Source organism: Scardovia wiggsiae F0424, assembly GCF_000269605.1.
Classification (GTDB): Bacteria; Actinomycetota; Actinomycetes; order Actinomycetales; family Bifidobacteriaceae; genus Scardovia; species Scardovia wiggsiae.
The window spans coordinates 894,087-911,100 of sequence record NZ_AKCI01000001.1 but is presented as its reverse complement, the minus strand read 5'-3'; the positions used below and the strand labels follow the sequence as shown (position 1 = coordinate 911,100).

Below are 17,014 nucleotides of genomic sequence, written 5' to 3'. Positions count from 1 at the left end.
GAGCTGTTAAGAGGAAGATTATGGCGCGAGTATACAGGGACCGGCTTATCAGTGATCTTAAAGATGAAGCTGCAAAAGTTAAAACTGAGATAGAACTTGCACAGAAACAGGTGTCTCAGCTGTCGATGGACCTTGCCGATAAAGGGCTGCAGGGCAAAGCGTATAATGCTGTCCAAAAACACCTTGACAGCCAGCGTCTGGTAGCTAAATCCCATTATCTGTTTTTTTCTGCACTGTTTGAGGCTGTACAGAGGCATGTAAATCTGGCACAGGGGCTCCTGCTGTCAGATAAAGCATGCGGTTTCGTAGATGACGGGCAGCTGGATGACCGTATCCGGCGTGTTACCGCTTTGCTTAGCAATCCTCCCCAAATTCCGAGTACGGCTGAAGGAGTTGAACCAAGCAGGCAGGACATGGCAAATAGCTCGGAGAAGATGTATATCGACCCGACTGATGGTGCAGGGTCAGCATATATGAAAACTGTTGATGCTGATATTTCGTATATAAGATTCTCCCGCGCAGCTTTAGAGCGCCTTCTTGCTGTGCTGCAGAAGATCTGGACTGTTTATAGGGATTATACTGTACAACAGAGGGATATTTATTCCTCTGCCGCAGCAATGGTATCAGAGAAGGGCATGCTTTCCCAAGTACTTTCCGCCGAAGCTGCTGCAGCTGAAGGGAATGGATGGGTATTCCCGGCTGGGGTGCGGGATGAGATAGACCGGGCATTTTCCCGTCAGCGGATCAAAGATGCAGATAGGATAATCGATAGCAGGGTGAAGGATCCTGCTCAGCGTGAAAAGCTTAAAAAGGCTGTGCGCGATATATTTGCTGATGATACTGTAGGCGCGCCGGAGATATACGATAAGGGCAAGCTTAACAGTATCAATTGTTCCGTTCTGGCACTCCTTCCCAGGTATTTCTTTACCGCTGCAGATGTCCATAACATTACGGCAGCACTTGATAGTATGTATGCTGCTAAAGACTGGGCAGCGCTGTCAAGGTTCGTGGAGTTGCAGATACCGCGGGTGCCTATCGGGCCGGGAAGAAAAAGTATAGACAGGCCCTGCTGGAAATATCAGGGTTCAGTATTGCTCGATTTATTAAGTGTATATGCGGATTCCCGGTGTAATAATGATGCGGTGTTTTTGAAAGATGAAAAGTATGGGAAAACTATACTGGATCATGAGAGGCTGGCTTCTGTGATAATGCAGGCTAACAGTATGGCTTCAAAGAGCATCTGGACGTTGGAAGGGTATAACCTTAAATTTAAGTTCAGCATCCAGCCAGGAAAATATAAAAAGGATGAAGCCGACAACAATTATGATGCGGCATATGTAATGACCCGGTTCAATGGGATCGTAGGGGAAAAAAGTGAGATCAGGCATTCGGATACGGGGTCTATTTTCCGTACGGTGAGTCTGGGGATAGTTGGCAATCCCCAGTCTGTATATGCCCTTGAACATTTCTTAATAGTTGGTTCAAATAATGAGAATATTGGTATAGCTAAAAAGACGTTTGGCAGTGTGACAGACTGGGTGATTGGGGAACTGAGAAGCGAGGTAATAAAAGAAATGTTTGGCGGTGCTTCTGGAGTAAGCTATGTGGCTGGTTTCGTGGCAGCATTGATCAGTGCAGGAATTGGAATCCACGATGCCCAAGTTAAGAAGGAAGAATGGGAGAGGTTTGCCAGGAAGATAAACGATAAAACTAATGATATACATGGTACAAAGCGTGCTATCATCCGCGACGATTCGCGTCTGAACATTTACGGATGGAGCTCGGGGACAGTCCGAAACCACACTACAGCTGAGACGTGCAATAAGCTGTATACAAATACTTCGCTTGTTAATGCTGCAATTGAAGAGTATTACCGGCGGACACATGTCAGGGTTGATTTTAATGATGTTATGAATAACCTTGTGGGCAGCCTAAAGAAGAATAGAAAGCAGGTACAGGAGTTTATGAAGTGGCTGATGCGGCCGGCGAAGTTGAAGTATGTGGCGGCTGGCAGGAATCCTGATGGTACTATGCATCAAGTAGGTGAGCCTGTGCCTGAAGATAATGATTTTACTAATTGGTTTTATATTAAGCATCCTGAAAAGTTTGAGGGGCAAACATGGCGGTAAAGGGTTTCTTTAAGGTTGGTGAGCGTATCCGCTGGGAGAATATTATTGTTTCTGTGATGGCGGTGGCTGTGGTTTGTTTTACCGGGTTTGTTGGTTTCAGTGTTGGACGTGTGGTATGGGATAAGGTGGCTGAAGCGGTTCATCGTCCGCAGGAGTACCTTGATGCGGCAGTGTCCGTGCAGGTTGTGGAGCTGGATTACGTAGTATCAAGGTCTCCGTTAGCTGATGAGGGGTTATCGGATATTACACTGGTGCAAGCCTCTTGCGGGCATGGTGTATCTCCCAGGGTCAAATGTGTGCGGTATGTTTTTTCTGATTCTGCGAAGAAAGTTTTTCCGCTTGCGGTTGCACGGTATAAAGTGGTGCATCCCGGCCGTGAGATACCTTCAGAGAGGCGGATGGAATCTTTTCTGGAAGATCCCCCATATGTGTATGCGGCTGGCGGCAAGCTGAAGTGGCCTGCTGGAATGCGTGCTTTTTTAAAATGGCTCGGGGAACCGGCGAAGTTGAAGTATGTGGAAGTGGGAATCAATCCGGATGGCAGTGTTTCACATCGGGCGGGTGAGCCTGTGCCTGAAGATAATGATTTTACTAATTGGTTTTATATTAAGCATCCTGAAAAGTTTGAGGGGCAAACATGGCGGTAAAGGGTTTCTTTAAGGTTGGTGAGCGTATCCGCTGGGAGAATATTATTGTTTCTGTGATGGCGGTGGCTGTGGTTTGTTTTACCGGGTTTGTTGGTTTCAGTGTTGGACGTGTGGTATGGGATAAGGTGGCTGAAGCGGTTCATCGTCCGCAGGAGTACCTTGATGCGGCAGTGTCCGTGCAGGTTGTGGAGCTGGATTACGTAGTATCAAGGTCTCCGTTAGCTGATGAGGGGTTATCGGATATTACACTGGTGCAAGCCTCTTGCGGGCATGGTGTATCTCCCAGGGTCAAATGTGTGCGGTATGTTTTTTCTGATTCTGCGAAGAAAGTTTTTCCGCTTGCGGTTGCACGGTATAAAGTGGTGCATCCCGGCCGTGAGATACCTTCAGAGAGGCGGATGGAATCTTTTCTGGAAGATCCCCCATATGTGTATGCGGCTGGCGGCAAGCTGAAGTGGCCTGCTGGAATGCGTGCTTTTTTAAAATGGCTCGGGGAACCGGCGAAGTTGAAGTATGTGGAAGTGGGAATCAATCCGGATGGCAGTGTTTCACATCGGGCGGGTGAGCCTGTGCCTGAAAATAGCACATACACTAATTGGGATTTTATTGCGCACCGTTCAGGGAGAGAGGGGCAGACATGGCGATGAATAGTATGACTGGTCCATCGTCTTCAGAGGATGAGGCGAGGCAGCTTCGTCTCAGGCGCGAAAAGCTGTATGACGCATTGAAAAAAAGCGAACGTGAATGGGAATCTGCATGGGACAGCAGCCGCGAGTATCTACGCAAGGTGCGTGAATTTGCTATGGAGGCTGCATATAACATGGATACAGGCCTGGTCAATGAGACCGGTGATATCCTGTGCAGAGTTGAGGAAGCCCGTGTAAAAGCAGACAACGAGTTCGAACAGGTTATTTTTAGTATACGAAGGGAGCGGCGTCAGGTCTTTGATGAGCTCCAGGAGGGGAGGAACACCTATCATGGGTGATTTGGCTACAGGCGCGAAGCAGGTAATCGCATCCTCAGCTGACGGGGCTTCAACCGCCCGCGGATGCCTTAAAGGTGCCGAAGGGTATACAATGTTTTCGCTTACCGAATTGGCTGCAGACGATTCAAACTCTGCTGCCAGAGCCCATGACGCCATGTCTCCGGTGGTTGACCGCGTACTGGAAGAATATCGCAAAGCTATTATCAGCGATGATGCTGCTATTGGGGTGATTGTTGATAAACTCACTGAAGCGGACAGAAAGACAGCCAATCAGATATTAGGAAGATAGTAAAACTTCCATATCTCCCTGCGTGTCCGACTGGCTGCTCAGCTTATAGCCCGGAGGCCTACATCACTCCCTGTGCGACCATGGCATTGGCGACCTTAGTAAAGCCCGCGATATTCGCACCCAGCATCAGATCTCCGTCATGTCCATATTCATGCGCTGCGGCAAGGCTCTCGCTGACGATCCCCCTCATGATATCCTGCAGGCGCTGATCAACTTCTTCAGAAGGCCACTGGAGGCGGAGCGAATTCTGGCTCATCTCAAGCCCGGAAACTGCCACGCCTCCCGCATTCGCCGCTTTGGCCGGGCCATAAAGCACACCATTGCTGCGGTATACAGCAATGGCAGCTGGGGTAGAAGGCATATTCGCGCCTTCGCACACTACTGTGCATCTGTTGGAAACCAGCTTTTTTGCCGACTCTTCGCTGATCTCATTCTGTGTAGCGCAGGGCAGGGCAATATCGCATTTTACTTCCCACACGCCCGAGCAGCCCTCATGGTATTCGCTGCCGGGAACTCGCTGCGCATATTCGCTGATGCGCCCGCGTTCAATGAGTTTGATATCTTTGAGCACATCTAAATCAATCCCGTTGGGATCATACACATAACCGTCAGAATCAGATGCTGTGACTGCTGCTGCTCCCAGCTGCTGTGCCTTTTCAATGGCAAAAATAGCCACATTCCCTGAGCCTGATACCGCTACGGTTTTGCCCTCAAAAGAATCATTGCGCAGCTCTTTCATAGCATCGTTCGTGTAGTAGCACAGGCCGTATCCCGTTGCTTCTGTACGTATAAGCGAACCGCCGAATTCAAGCCCCTTGCCGGTCAGTGTCCCAGTGTATTCATTGCGGATACGTTTGTACTGGCCGAAAAGGTATCCAACTTCGCGGGCGCCGACATTGATATCACCTGCCGGTACATCAGTAAACTGCCCAATATGCCTCTGGAGCTCCGTCATGAATGCCTGGCAGAAGCGCATGACCTCGCCGTCAGAGCGGCCGCGGGGATCGAAATCTGATCCGCCCTTACCCCCGCCCATAGGCAGTCCGGTCAGCGAGTTCTTCAGGATCTGTTCAAAGCCGAGGAACTTGACTACTGATTCGGTAACGGTAGGGTGGAAACGTAAACCGCCTTTGTACGGCCCGATAGCGCTGTTGAATTCTACGCGGTAGCCGCGGTTTACCTGGGTCCTGCCATTGTCATCAACCCATGTCACGCGGAATTTGATCTCCCGCTCCGGCTCTATGAAACGTTCAAGGATGCCGTTCGCCTCATACTCCGGATGGGCCTTGATAACAGGCTCCAATGTCTCAAAAACTTCCCGTACAGCCTGCAGGAACTCCTGCTGTCCGCCGTCGCGGCGTTCCGCCTGCTGGTATACACGCTCAAGATATGGGTCAGAAAAAGCCATAGCACTCCTTAGGTTTCAGGCTGTATCGTCTTACTGCCGTCTTATTTAATATCGTTACCTGTTAATGGTGTTACGCAGCCGCCGTAACGGAGCCGCAACACAAAACTTATCGTAACTGTATTAAAAGACTATCCTCGTATCCCGTCTCAATCCGCGGTTATCCCTGCAGATCTCCTGATAATTCTGATAGGATTTTATATACGGGAGAATAGGAGAGGGCGGATCGGATATCTGTAATAAGCAATGTAATAAGCATTGCGACAGGTAATACGGGGAAGTGCTACAGCTGCAGGAGCCGGGAGTATATTCTCCCACCCCTTTGAATGAATTACTGACAACATAGTCTTCGACCCATTGTGATGTTTCTTCCTCAGAAAGCCCCAGCGGTGTTGTCCCGAAACCGGCAAATCTGTCTGGAGCTACGGAAATCGCGGTTTTCAGTTCCGTAATTATTTCCTTTATTTTTGCTAAGCGTTCTTCCACGGTATAGCTGCCGTTAAGTATGTTGTACAGTACGGCCATTTCGCGGGAGATCTCTTTTAACGTAGCCTTTTCAGCCTTCTCAACATGAGGGGTAGTGGTGAACAGGACTGCTTTGTCCACTCCTGCTTCATCCATCTTGGCCAGCTGGAATGTTGTAGGCAGCATAACGTGCTGATGGCCATCAATAATCATAATAAATTCTTTCTTATAAAGTTATTTAAAACTTTCTCCGCCGGTACCTCCGTGGGGCTATATTCCGCAATTCTGGACAGCGTTAAATAACGGTGCAGCGGAACCGGAATACAGATCTTTGCTTAATAAATATAACATATTGTATCTTGCCGGTCTTGCACTGTCAGCTTTCAGCTTTCAGCATTTTCTGCGTCGGCAAGGTTTGGGAATCCGGCGATGCGTACGGTCCAGCCAATAGCCTGCTCAGTAAGGTTGATCCCCTTTTTTATGCAGCTTTCAATAAAAATGCCATACAGGTCAAGTGTGCGTTCAGAATATGTGCCCAGTTCCCCGCGCAGATATGTTTCAAAGCTCGTATTCTCAGGCGAATCCCCGTCCGTGGTAAGGGTGCGCATTTTCTGCCCGAGCCTGGGATATCTGTCCTTAAAATCACGTGCCCATGTGAGCTGCTGCACGATAATATGCTCCTGCTGTGCAATGCGCTGCCTGCTCAGGACGGGCATAAAAGTTTCGAGATATTGATGATAATACACAGAATCGGTAGATCCCATCATCCGCGCATATTTCTCGGTCAGGAGGTTGCGCCCGGCAACATCGGCATCGTTGAGGTCCTGCGCGTAGCTTAGCAGCAAGGGAGCGTCCCATGTGAGGAACTGGCTGATGCGCATCTGATGGAATACCGGCCAGTTACCCTGGCAGAGTGCCCTGCCGCCTTTATTATCAACACGCTGGAACTGCTCCCACTCATGCCTGACTATGCTTTCAGCAGTGTGAAGGAATTCTTCGTCAGTGAGCCGGACAGTGCCGGATCCTGCTGCACTGCTGCCTGCCTTGTTTATGCTTCCATCTGTTTCATGCATATTATAAACTCCTGAGGAATGGGTATTCCTGCGAGATATGGCTTTCAATATAAGGCCTGTGCCATTCGAGGAAATCTTCGCTGCCTGATGTAAGCCCCTGGTACCTGAGTTCTGCAACAATTTCATTGCATATCTGCGATATCAGTACGTTAGCGTGCGCGTAAGCCGGATTATCCCTCTGCCCGCGGCTTGCGTCCGATGCGCTGCCCATAAGCTGTTCAAGCTGTCCGCAGGACTGGGGCAGGCGTGTGGCGGGCCTGGCACTGATGCTCCTCAGCGCGGCAAACCGCCATTTATAATACGGTGCATAGCCTACAGTCAGCGGATTATTGATAAGGAATACCAGCGAGGTTACCGCCTCTGCGAATTGGGAAATACACAGCATAGCGGCTGCAGTATCGCCGCGCGCGGACATACGGGGGAAATTATACTGGCCCGACTGGCTTATCATGCCTGCCCGCTGCGAGATCAGGGCAAGCCGCACGTCATCGGGCATATTCTTGAAGCCCTGCCTGCGCGAAGAAAAGACTCCGAGAGGATCGGCAAATACCTTTCCGTTAGTTGCTGCTGACAGCGTTGCCTCATCTATATTCAGCCACAGCAGCGGTTCATCGTCTCCGGGTGCCTCCCGGAGCCCTGTGACTGATTCAAAGAAATCACCGATCCGGAAAACGCCCGAGCGCCTGTGCTCCCCCTGCGAGCGTAGGGTAGAGGCAGAAGCTTCAAGTGAATATCCCATAAACCTCTTAGGCAGGCTGTCATAATCTTCCTGAAGCCGGCTGCCGATTTCAGCATAATCGTCATCGGTAAGCCACAGGCAGAAGCGCGGGCCAAAATCATGATCCCGCGAATACCCGTCGTCGAAACCGTAACATTCCGAACCGTGCCCCACAAGCCCGGCAGCTATACGGCCCGCATATTGGGGGTATTTCTGCCTGAGAAGAGGCCTGCCGTATTTTTCCCAGTATCGTTGTGACAATTCAAGCCCTGTGATATCGGGGTTTTTAACGTTCGCTGCGGGGCTCTTCGTCATGCTCTCTGCAGAGGCTTCCTCTATGCCCGCTGCAGGTCCTGCTGCCGTGCCCTCTGCTGCTGTATTTTCTGCCATACCCGTTACAGGGCTTGAGGCCATATCTGCTGTCATGCTTTTTGTTATGCGCGGTACAGGTGTTACCGGATCTGCAGTATTTGCCTGCTGCCCCTGTTTTTCGGCGATTTCCCTGGCAGATCGGGCATTGGCAAGGGTCGTACGGTAATAGTCATTCTGTGTACCGTAGGCCTTAGAGATATGCTGCAGTGCTTTATCATAAAATTCCTGTGCCTCAGCTGCAGCGCCCGACATCAGCAAAGCCTGGGCGTATCCTGCCAGGGCAGAAGCATAGTGGGCGCTGTCCGTCAGGCTAAGTGACGGATCATGATGGTATATTTCCAGGGCTTCGCGGGCATAATCCAGGGCTTCCTGGATATCCCTGCTGTAAACAGCGGAGCCGCAGTCTGTACAGTCGTCGGTGCCGCTGGTGCCTTTCGCATTGTTTCCGGAGCTTTCGCCGTTTTCTGTACTGCGGTTTCCGTGCTCTTCGCGGTGGTTTCCGCCGCCCCCATTTTCCGCGGGCCTTTGCAGAAACAGCAGGGCGATATTAGTTTTCGTAGTGGCGATATCAATATCATTCGCGGGATCAGGGCTTGCCAGTGTTATCATATCAAGCGCTTTTCTGAGCTCCTTCAGGGTGTTCCCAAGATCGCCGGTTTCTGAATAGAGCATAGAAAGGTTGTTATGCAGTGCAGCAATATTGCGCGGATCTGCATCAGGAACTGTTGTACTTGCCGAAAGCGCCTGCTCATAAAGCTCAAGGGATTCATCATAATGCCCGGCAGCGCGCATCGCTGTCGCGGCATTGATAAGCACTGCAAGCCATTGGGCAGTTCCTTCAAGCCCCATGTGAAGCGCGAGGTCAAGAGAAGTATGCGCGAGGCGGATATTGTCCTCATGCCTGGACTGGGAGCGGTAAAATCCCATGAGTTCGTTGATCACAGTCAGCTGCCCGGGCTCATCTCCGGCTTCGGCGGCCCGCTCAAGCGCCTGAGTCATGTACGGTTCGGCTTTGGAAGCGCCTTCATGCCTGGAATATATAGCGTCAAGCCCCGAGAGGAAACGCTGCGGATCGAAATCGGGAAGATCCCCGCCTTTTACGTAAGCGCCGGTGCTTCCGTCCCGGTTTCTGGAGGTACCGGGTCCAGGCTCAGGAGGCTTAGGGGCAGCCATGTTTCCGGCATGACATTCGCTGCCGCCGTACTCGTCTTTGTATTCGTCAGCACTGGTGTTGCTCATACCTGCCATGGTATCGCCTGACGATGATTACAGGTATTGCAGCACGCAGCGGTGGAAGGCAGCATGCGGCTATCCAATAATGATGTGCAGCTGCTGCCGTTGCGAAGCTGCTTCCAGTGTAAAGCTGTCACTGATATGCAGCCTCTGGTGGTAAAACACGCAGATACGAAAACAAAAAATGTGGAAAACTGCCAAAATAGTTTTTGTATCTGCGTGTTTTACCACCAGAGGGTGAGAACACGGCGCGGCGGGATATCGATGGGATATGTCCGCAGGGCTGCTGTTAGAATGAAAAACGGATCAAAAACAAAATAGTAAATAATAAACAGATAACAAAACATGTGTGAGGCCGCTGAATGCAGATAAGAACCAGAAGGCTGGTCATCCGGGATTTCAGGCAGGATGATGCCGAAAGCCTTTATCAGCTCCTGTCTGATGCGGAGGTGATGAGATATCTTGAGAAGCCTTACTCAAAAGATAAAACAGCGCTGCTCCTCAATCAGGCGGGGCTTTCCCGGCCGCCTCTGATCTATGCCGTTGATGATTGGCGTGGAAAATTTATCGGTTATGTCATTTTCCATCCATATGATGAGGAATCTTATGAGATAGGGTGGGTACTGCGAAAAGATGAATGGGGAAAAGGATATGCCCAGGAACTTACTGAAGCATTGGTAGCGTATGCGGGAGAGAAGACAGGGTATCTGGTTATTGAGTGCAGCCCCGGGCAGGGAATAACGAAAAGGATTGCTGAACGTAATGGTTTTATTTTTTTGGGGAGGGACAGTACTTTAGATATTTACCGATTAAAGGCAGGAAGCCTAAAATAACAAAACAAACGGCTCTGAAAATGGAAAACAGGGAGGCACTGAAGGTACCCCCCATGCAGGTCGGCCCAGCCCTATCGCACTCAAACCTCTGGGACGAGTGTTGGCGCTACGTGATGCAGCATGTGCTAGAGGTGGTGCGGCAGCTCCAGCAGGTGCAGCAGCAGGACATGGCTGGTGGGGACTGCCGCCGGAGGGAGACACCGCTGGAGGGGCTGCTCGCCGCTCGATGCGCGGTGACGCCAAGGCGGTGCGCCAGGCGGAGGCCAGTGCTACCACATCCTCAGACGGCGCAGACAAGCCCTCTGGACCCGCCCCTCGGCGCATCAACCGCCGCCTGAGGCCTGAGGTCGTCGATGAGATGGTCCAGCTGCATCGCAGCGGCTGTACGGTCAAGGAGATCGCCCAGCAGTTCGGCTTCCACCGCGAAACGGTGGCCACCCACCTGAAGCGGGCGGGCTTGACGCTGCGGACCAGCCTCCAGGACGAGGCCCTCTGCCAGCGGGTTCGTCAGACCTACCAGACGATCGGGACCGTCAAGGGCACAGCCCAGCAGCTCGGCATCAGCAAGGACACGGCGCGGAAGGTGCTACGGGGGTGAGGTGAGGTGTGAGTGGCACTCAGTGGTTGGGCCTGGACTCTGCCAGGAGACTTGGCAGGGCGCCCATCGCCGCGGCATGGCGTCATCCAGCAGGTCACCCTCGCACTTACACTGACGACAACCAAGTCGCCACACAACGAGCGACGATGCGAGACAGAGCGAAATGAACGCACGATGGAACGACCGAGTGGACACTCGGTACGCCGAACGACAGCCCGGGGGGGGGTCGTTCGGACGCAATCGGTGCGCTTTTATTCCTCACACCACGCCACTGAAATATATGGCGTTTATCGAACCAACCATCTACTCCCACAACACCCAGAACAACACTGATTTTGCAGTCACCCTCATTGACTCAATGCGCCATTCTTGGTATATGTGGAGTGTATGGAACGAGGATATACTCCAAAAAACGAAGCGACGACCGAGAGCTGGTCGCAGGTAACCGCTGAACCCGGCGACGTATGTTACCGAACAACGCGCACGCGATTGCGCATGTCATGAAGACAGTGGACCAAAGGCTATTGATGAGATTAAATCTCATGACCAAGAACGGGGTAAAGAGATGGGCGCGCAGGCCATAGTTGAATCAGTTGCCACCCAAGATGTTGCCGACCAACTTGCTGATTTCGATGCTGATCCGCAGGCCTTTATTGCAGATTTAGACAATCGACTGCTTCGATTCCAGGAACAGGCGAGCAGAGCAACTCGAGTCCCACGGGGACTCCGCGACCAAGAAGAAGGGATGAGGGCAAGCAAGGCCGCTTTTGTGGATAATCCACCCTTTTTCCCTTACATTTTTGATGAGGACTGATGTATCTCCTGTCAACCTAACATTTTCGAATAGAATTTTGGAATTATCTATGGTTTCAACCGCGCTCGCCACTCCCGAGGGATGGAAATTTTGTCACTGTAGATGCTAAGAGCGGTACTGGTGGTCGCCTGCCTGTAGCGACTCGCAGTGAAAATACGCAGTTCGCTCAGAATATTTTGATGGCGAGCGCTGATCTCGCTCTTCTGCTAAAACAGTATGTCGCTGCGTTTGAATCACTTTCATCTGAGTTGTATGAGACTCTTGCGAACTCAGATGTGACTCGCTTCAACACGATTCATCGAACAATTTAGGATTTTTGAGCCAACCTCGAGGAACGTAGTCTAACAGCATCTCAGTGGGCGAAGATGCGTCGTTTCGCCTGTTGGAGTGAGTTCATGGAGCGAGTTGATAAGGAACTGTTAAGCGCGTTCATCCACTCTTACATTTTTCTGGTTTATGTCGACGTCAAGCAAGATGTCGACTTGCAGGTAATTAGCTGTCGCCTCACGTACGCAAACGATTTCGAGCCTGGGCCTCTAAAGCCGGTGAGATCTGGCTATAAGCACGACGTCTGGGCCACAGGATTTGACGGCTAGGATCGACGTGTACATGTTAGGGTTGAAGCGCCCCCCGGCATGAAAATGTCAAAAGTTTGTCTTATTGATCGACGGGATCCAAAAATCCATTACGACAGCAAGGATATCCGCTCTGTCCTCACACCGCAATTGATTGAGTTAGTACGGAGTTCGGAGAATGGCGTCGATGAAAGAGCGATTCGGCTGCAGTTGATTTATATGCCGCGACGAACCGCATTTATTATGCCTTCAACGCTACTATCAGGAGCTTATATTGCATGTCTCATCCAAGTTCTAATTTCTCTTCTCTGCGATCAAAAAATATCAATATTCCCAACTAGTATCATGGGGCTGCTCGCAATGGGAGCGGCATTCCTCACTCGCGATCTCCAGCATGATATCGCGTCTCTTGTTTGCGTTCGTAGTAGACTAACTTTTGGCATCATCTCGCTTTTCGTATTTCTGAGTGGCGTATTGGCAACTTTTAGTTCATCCATGTCTTTGGTAAAACTGTTTTCTGTAGTTGTTACCGGCGGTGCATTGCTGTCGGCGTCATTATACTGCGTTTGCAACACTATTTCTTTGCTTATAATGTGGCAGGCGGATAGAAGAGGGTGTCAGTTAGCCTAACTTCAAGGTACGCCGCCTTGCTTCTGCCCTGCGTTCCAATCATCTGCTTAGCATAGTAGAATTTAGGAGACTCTTGTCAATGCCTGCCACCAATCCAGCCAAAGAGCTTCTTGCATTGTTTGAAACATGGTCGTCACGCCCTGGTCGCGCTGATACTCAACGCAAGTTGGGCGAACCGGAGGGTATCGAAGAAATCTGTGCTGCAGTTAGACATCTGTTGGCATTGCGTGAAGTTCTGGAGAGTCTAAGCGGTGCCGGGCACGAGATGACGGTGTACAAAGATGCTTGAGGTGCTTGGCTGAGGTCGGTGCTGCACTATGGATACTCCTGGCAAAACACGTCATCCACGTTGGATAGTATGCCTATGCTTAAGGCCCTTATTCCAATGATCGAAATGTCAGGCTACTGCCGTTTGGATCCGAACGTATCTCGCATTAATGAACTACTCGTTGAGGTTGCCACAGCACTTAAAAATGATGACGATTTGGACGAACGACTCCGGGTTCACATCCTGAGAATGCTAGAGCATGTCCGCTCCTGTCTTGATGATTTCGAAATCGTCGAGATATTCGATCTGGGTAGAGCCATCACGGAACTGGAGTTCCTTGTCGCAGCAGACCAGTCGATGAGCAAAGATTCCTCGAGTGTCTGGCAAAAGCTTCGTGAGAAGCTATCAGTCTTCACTTCTAACCCAATGGCTGTAGCCGTTACGACGGCGATAGCCAATGGCGCCGTGAAGGGTATGATTGAAGAATAGGCGGATAGGGATTGTGTCGATGGCAGCGGCTCGGCCCCCATCGACAGCTCGCTTCCCATGTCCACAACAGTCCGTGGAGTTCGCGGGCATCCGTCATGAGTCTTGTCGAGTTGTGGCAACCCCGCTAACAACCAAACATACTTCAAGAGGTCTCCGTGATCTGCTTGAAGAATGACGCGCCCTTGCTGTAGCCTGAGTCAACTGGAACCACTCGCTGCGTACCTTTTGGGTGCGGTTGCCGAGGCATCATACGCATTCCTCGCGACGCCAGCATGGCTGCGAGATAGTAATCTCGCTGGATAATGAACACCCGATAAAGACGCTCCCATGCCTCTCCAGGGAAAAGGATCTCTTCCTCTGCGATCTCTTCCGGAGATCCGGAGGTACGCACAGCGTCAAGTGTTCTACGGAAGATACGTCCAACATGCGCGACCACCTCCGATGTCTGATGCTCGAATGTGTCCAGGAGTCTGTCGGCTGTCCCTGGCGACGGATGAAGCGCCTGCGAATGAATGTCGTATTCCTTCCGTTCCGGCATATCCAGACCATCATCAACCTTCAGCTTTTGCTTAACGCGCTGAAGCACTTTGCCGAAGCCGTATGTCGAGTGTCGCTCATGTTCAGTAGCTTTACCCCGCCTCTCGATGCGGCTAGGATCGAGCGCCCACTCCATCAGGAGGACCTCGATCTCCATCAAGACACGAGAAGAGTCATTGAGCGTCTGTTCAGCATCCCTGAGGATAGCTTCGATGCTGCGAAGCACTTCGTCCTCAACACGACCGAGTAGCGTCTTGAGCTCGTTACAGGCTGTCTTCGACCGGATAGACTGTAGTCCGGCCATCACCTCATCAACACCATCGAACCAGTATGGAAACTGTTCGTCGATGGGGCGGATGCGTTCAGTTCGCACCTCATGCGTGCGCCTCAAGCTGGCCACCACCGAGCTGCTACTGTACCGCCTGAAGTGCAGCAGCAGCTCATAGCGGCCATCAGACTTTCGATGTCTGGTCATGTCACGCCCTGCTAGTAGAAGGTGTGTCGTCTAACGTTAGCTCTTCCCCAGAAACAGGTTCGAGTTCATCGAGTATCTGCGTGATCGCAGCCTTCAAGCCCAGCGACAGCGGCATCCGCTCGACCTTGTCGATAATCGTTTCCTTCGTTTCGCCGCGACGGTGTAGTTCTTTAACGACGGCCAGCACGATTGCGGAAATACCGTACCTGTCGCCAGCGTCCGAAATCAGTACGCCAAATCCAAACGTCACAATGCCGCCGAGCATACCCCAGGACCAAGCGCAGCCAGGGCAGCAGTTAGCACGGCGGCGCCAGTGTAGCCGGTCGCGCCCATCGCGATGATCAAAACCAAGCCCGGCACACCGAGCCCTGCGACCTTGCCTGTCACATGGTCGAGGCCGACGTAGGTCCGTCGGTGCTTCACGGCACTGGGAACGTTGAGGGTGGCGGGGAGATGCACATCGTAGATGGTACACCACCGGCCGAGAGAGTGAACACTCTGTTGAAGAGCATTTAAATTGTGTCGGTCGACAGTTTTCTATACCGCGCGTGAGCCTTCGGGTCGTTGACCATACGTAGCAATTCAGTCTGCTGCTTGATTGATTCTAACTCCAATTCCCGCCTTTCTTCAGTGCTGGGTGTCGTTTTGGAGAGGATAAAGGAGCGAAGAAGTTCCGTGAGCGGCTCTCCGATCGCTGCACAGTAGTTGAATCCGACTGTCTGGAGAACTGCCAGCATGTCTGTAGAGAGCAACGGGGGTGAATTGGTCTATCGCCTGAAGCGCCGACTCGTCACCAATCTTTGATATAAAGTTCTTGATGGCGGGGATGACCGTTTCGATGAGATGTCGGATCTCATCGTCGCTAATGTGCTGCGCAGTGAATTGTTCTTCAAGACCGCGCGAGATCCCGAGAAGCTGTTCTCTGTCGGAAACGAGGTCGTTAATTATCTCGCACAGTTCATTGATTGCTTGTGCATCCTGTTTTTTGGCCCGGATGGCTGATACTTTTGTTGATATACTTGAAGCAGTATTTCTGGCGGCAATCAAAGCAAGATCTGCCAGGAGCTTTTCCAGGACGGGATCCATGACATCCTCTTTTCTTTTGGGTTGAACGGGTAAAATGAGTTTTTTTACCGAGATGGGTGACGAGGGGTCTTGACTTCGGACTGCTCTCCTCGCCGCTGCAACAACTCCGTCGGATCGATGTGCAGTGTAGCAGCGATGCGTTCCAAACTCTGCAGGGTGAGGTTACGTTCTCCTCGTTCAACACCACCCATGGAGGTACGGTGCACACCCAGGACATCAGTGAAGGCGTGGCTGATGTGGCGAGCCTCTACGCTCCCAACCCTCGCACCAACTCCCCTGGATCGCTGACCAGGCCCTTGGCGATACGCACGATGTTGTGCAGGCTGAGGTTGCGCTGACCACATTCGACCTGGCCGATGTAGGTCCAGTGCAGTTCGCAGCGCTCAGCCAGCTTCTCCTGGGACAGCTCCAGCTCCTCGCGGCGCAGGCGCACCCGCCTACCGAACTCGCCAGTGATGGCGGAGAGCGGCGACTTGGGGCTGAGGCTGGGCACCACCACATCCCATAGGCCCCATGACTTTCGATCCAGAGACGATGAGTCTAAAGACGATGTATCCTGCTGCTGCCCGATCCGGCCGATCAAGGAGGTGAGCGCTATGGGCGGCGACTGAACCGTGAGGTGGGTCATCCCACCGGTCCGGCACGAGCATGCCCGCTCAGGCCGCCTTGGTTGAACGGGTGTCTTGTGCTGAGGGTCGCTGTCGCTTGCTGGTACGCCAGTAGTCATGGACGGGATGCGTGTCGCTGGCGTCTGTGGTGCCATGATGGGGTAGCTGAGTCTCGTCCTCGCTGGGGCGCCGGCCTCTGGAAGGCTCCAGAAGAAGACCAGGCCGGCTCTGGGGAACAGCCAGCCGTCGTAGCGGTAGCGCAGCGTCTGAGTACCGCGATCGTCTTCGACACGTCCTCCCTCACCGATCGAGGCGAAGTCAAGCATCCTGGCTTCGGCGACAGCCGCATCGCCATAGTGAAACTCGATGTCCAGTCCTCTGGTCGGCCGGTCAATGTCGATGTGGACGACATGCCCCTGCTGGCGGGTCCTGGTACGGAACCGGAAAGCCACGACCACCGGCTTGCCTGCCCGGATGATCTCGTCGCCCAGATCGACCACATAGACCTGTGAGGTGCTGTCAGCGTGGCGCTGGAAGGCGACATCGACACCATCGATGGTGAACTGCTCCAGCGAGAACACCTCGGGGTCACTCACGTCGAAGCCCGGTATGGGGCGGCGGTACCAGACACTGGTCTCGCCGCGCTGAGCTACCAGCTCCTCGTAGCGCTGGCGGTTACTGACCACGACAAACTTGCGGAAGCGGTGCTTCGGCGCCACCGTGTACTCCCAGCGAACTATTAGGTCGAAGAAAGAGTGTAGAGTCGTGACGGTGACCACAAGCCC

The 17,014-nt window shown here is 52.2% G+C and carries 18 protein-coding genes; 10 read left to right on the top strand and 8 right to left on the bottom strand.

Annotation, left to right across the window (positions count from 1 at the left end; all coding sequences use genetic code 11):
• Window positions 1–20 precede the first annotated feature (20 nt).
• Genes HMPREF9156_RS0104115 through HMPREF9156_RS0104095 form a run of 5 tightly spaced genes read left to right on the top strand, consistent with a single transcriptional unit; the run spans window position 21 to window position 4,050 of the window.
• Window positions 21–2,129: a hypothetical protein gene (locus tag HMPREF9156_RS0104115; protein ID WP_007147529.1), complete on the top strand. Its 2,109-nt coding sequence runs from the start codon at window positions 21–23 to the stop codon at window positions 2,127–2,129.
• Complete coding sequence (locus HMPREF9156_RS0104110; protein ID WP_017147487.1) at window positions 2,120–2,776, top strand: hypothetical protein; 657 nt, start codon at window positions 2,120–2,122, stop codon at window positions 2,774–2,776. The genes HMPREF9156_RS0104115 and HMPREF9156_RS0104110 overlap by 10 nt, the downstream gene beginning before the upstream one ends.
• A complete protein-coding gene (locus HMPREF9156_RS0104105) occupies window positions 2,767–3,423 on the top strand; it encodes a hypothetical protein (RefSeq protein WP_017147486.1) in 657 nt (218 codons plus the stop codon). Before HMPREF9156_RS0104110 ends, HMPREF9156_RS0104105 begins: the two co-directional genes overlap by 10 nt.
• Complete coding sequence (locus HMPREF9156_RS0104100) at window positions 3,414–3,761, top strand: hypothetical protein (protein ID WP_007147526.1); 348 nt, start codon at window positions 3,414–3,416, stop codon at window positions 3,759–3,761. The genes HMPREF9156_RS0104105 and HMPREF9156_RS0104100 overlap by 10 nt, the downstream gene beginning before the upstream one ends.
• Window positions 3,754–4,050 (top strand): hypothetical protein, encoded by a 297-nt coding sequence (locus HMPREF9156_RS0104095; protein WP_007147525.1) that lies wholly within the window; start codon window positions 3,754–3,756, stop codon window positions 4,048–4,050. The genes HMPREF9156_RS0104100 and HMPREF9156_RS0104095 overlap by 8 nt, the downstream gene beginning before the upstream one ends.
• Before the next feature lie 58 nt (window positions 4,051–4,108).
• On the opposite strand, the gene gdhA is transcribed toward HMPREF9156_RS0104095, so the two are convergent.
• The 4 genes from gdhA to HMPREF9156_RS0104075 form a co-directional block, all read right to left on the bottom strand.
• Window positions 4,109–5,458 (bottom strand): NADP-specific glutamate dehydrogenase, encoded by a 1,350-nt coding sequence (gene gdhA / locus HMPREF9156_RS0104090; protein WP_007147524.1) that lies wholly within the window; start codon window positions 5,456–5,458, stop codon window positions 4,109–4,111.
• A 120-nt stretch (window positions 5,459–5,578) separates the two neighbouring features.
• On the bottom strand, window positions 5,579–6,133 hold the full coding sequence (locus HMPREF9156_RS0104085; RefSeq protein WP_007147523.1) for an amidohydrolase family protein: 555 nt from the start codon (window positions 6,131–6,133) through the stop codon (window positions 5,579–5,581).
• A gap of 170 nt (window positions 6,134–6,303) precedes the next feature.
• A complete protein-coding gene (locus tag HMPREF9156_RS0104080) occupies window positions 6,304–6,993 on the bottom strand; it encodes a DUF4125 family protein (RefSeq protein ID WP_007147522.1) in 690 nt (229 codons plus the stop codon).
• A gap of 1 nt (window position 6,994) precedes the next feature.
• A complete protein-coding gene (locus HMPREF9156_RS0104075; protein ID WP_007147521.1) occupies window positions 6,995–9,331 on the bottom strand; it encodes a DUF4037 domain-containing protein in 2,337 nt (778 codons plus the stop codon).
• A 347-nt stretch (window positions 9,332–9,678) separates the two neighbouring features.
• On the opposite strand from HMPREF9156_RS0104075, the gene HMPREF9156_RS0104070 reads away from it, so the two are divergent.
• The 5 genes from HMPREF9156_RS0104070 (at window position 9,679) to HMPREF9156_RS0104045 (ending at window position 13,523) form a co-directional block, all read left to right on the top strand.
• Complete coding sequence (locus HMPREF9156_RS0104070; RefSeq protein ID WP_007147520.1) at window positions 9,679–10,149, top strand: GNAT family N-acetyltransferase; 471 nt, start codon at window positions 9,679–9,681, stop codon at window positions 10,147–10,149.
• Window positions 10,150–10,507: 358 nt separating this feature from the next.
• Complete coding sequence (locus HMPREF9156_RS07270) at window positions 10,508–10,747, top strand: hypothetical protein (protein WP_231198065.1); 240 nt, start codon at window positions 10,508–10,510, stop codon at window positions 10,745–10,747.
• A gap of 565 nt (window positions 10,748–11,312) precedes the next feature.
• Window positions 11,313–11,561: a hypothetical protein gene (locus HMPREF9156_RS0104060; RefSeq protein WP_007147518.1), complete on the top strand. Its 249-nt coding sequence runs from the start codon at window positions 11,313–11,315 to the stop codon at window positions 11,559–11,561.
• Window positions 11,562–12,845: 1,284 nt separating this feature from the next.
• A complete protein-coding gene (locus tag HMPREF9156_RS0104050) occupies window positions 12,846–13,055 on the top strand; it encodes a hypothetical protein (RefSeq protein WP_007147515.1) in 210 nt (69 codons plus the stop codon).
• A gap of 69 nt (window positions 13,056–13,124) precedes the next feature.
• The gene (locus tag HMPREF9156_RS0104045) at window positions 13,125–13,523 is read left to right on the top strand and encodes a hypothetical protein (RefSeq protein WP_231198064.1); all 399 of its coding nucleotides are present in this window, start codon (window positions 13,125–13,127) and stop codon (window positions 13,521–13,523) included.
• Between the two features lie 142 nt (window positions 13,524–13,665).
• Here HMPREF9156_RS0104045 and HMPREF9156_RS0104040 read toward each other — a convergent pair whose 3' ends face one another.
• The 4 genes from HMPREF9156_RS0104040 to HMPREF9156_RS07265 form a co-directional block, all read right to left on the bottom strand.
• Entirely contained in the window at window positions 13,666–14,535 is an 870-nt protein-coding gene (locus HMPREF9156_RS0104040) for a hypothetical protein (RefSeq protein WP_007147513.1), read from the bottom strand.
• 1 nt (window position 14,536) lies between these two features.
• Complete coding sequence (locus tag HMPREF9156_RS0104035) at window positions 14,537–14,800, bottom strand: hypothetical protein (RefSeq protein ID WP_007147512.1); 264 nt, start codon at window positions 14,798–14,800, stop codon at window positions 14,537–14,539.
• 362 nt (window positions 14,801–15,162) lie between these two features.
• The gene (locus HMPREF9156_RS0104030) at window positions 15,163–15,621 is read right to left on the bottom strand and encodes a hypothetical protein (protein ID WP_007147511.1); all 459 of its coding nucleotides are present in this window, start codon (window positions 15,619–15,621) and stop codon (window positions 15,163–15,165) included.
• 247 nt (window positions 15,622–15,868) lie between these two features.
• Window positions 15,869–17,008: a helix-turn-helix domain-containing protein gene (locus HMPREF9156_RS07265; RefSeq protein WP_231198063.1), complete on the bottom strand. Its 1,140-nt coding sequence runs from the start codon at window positions 17,006–17,008 to the stop codon at window positions 15,869–15,871.
• Window positions 17,009–17,014 lie beyond the last annotated feature (6 nt).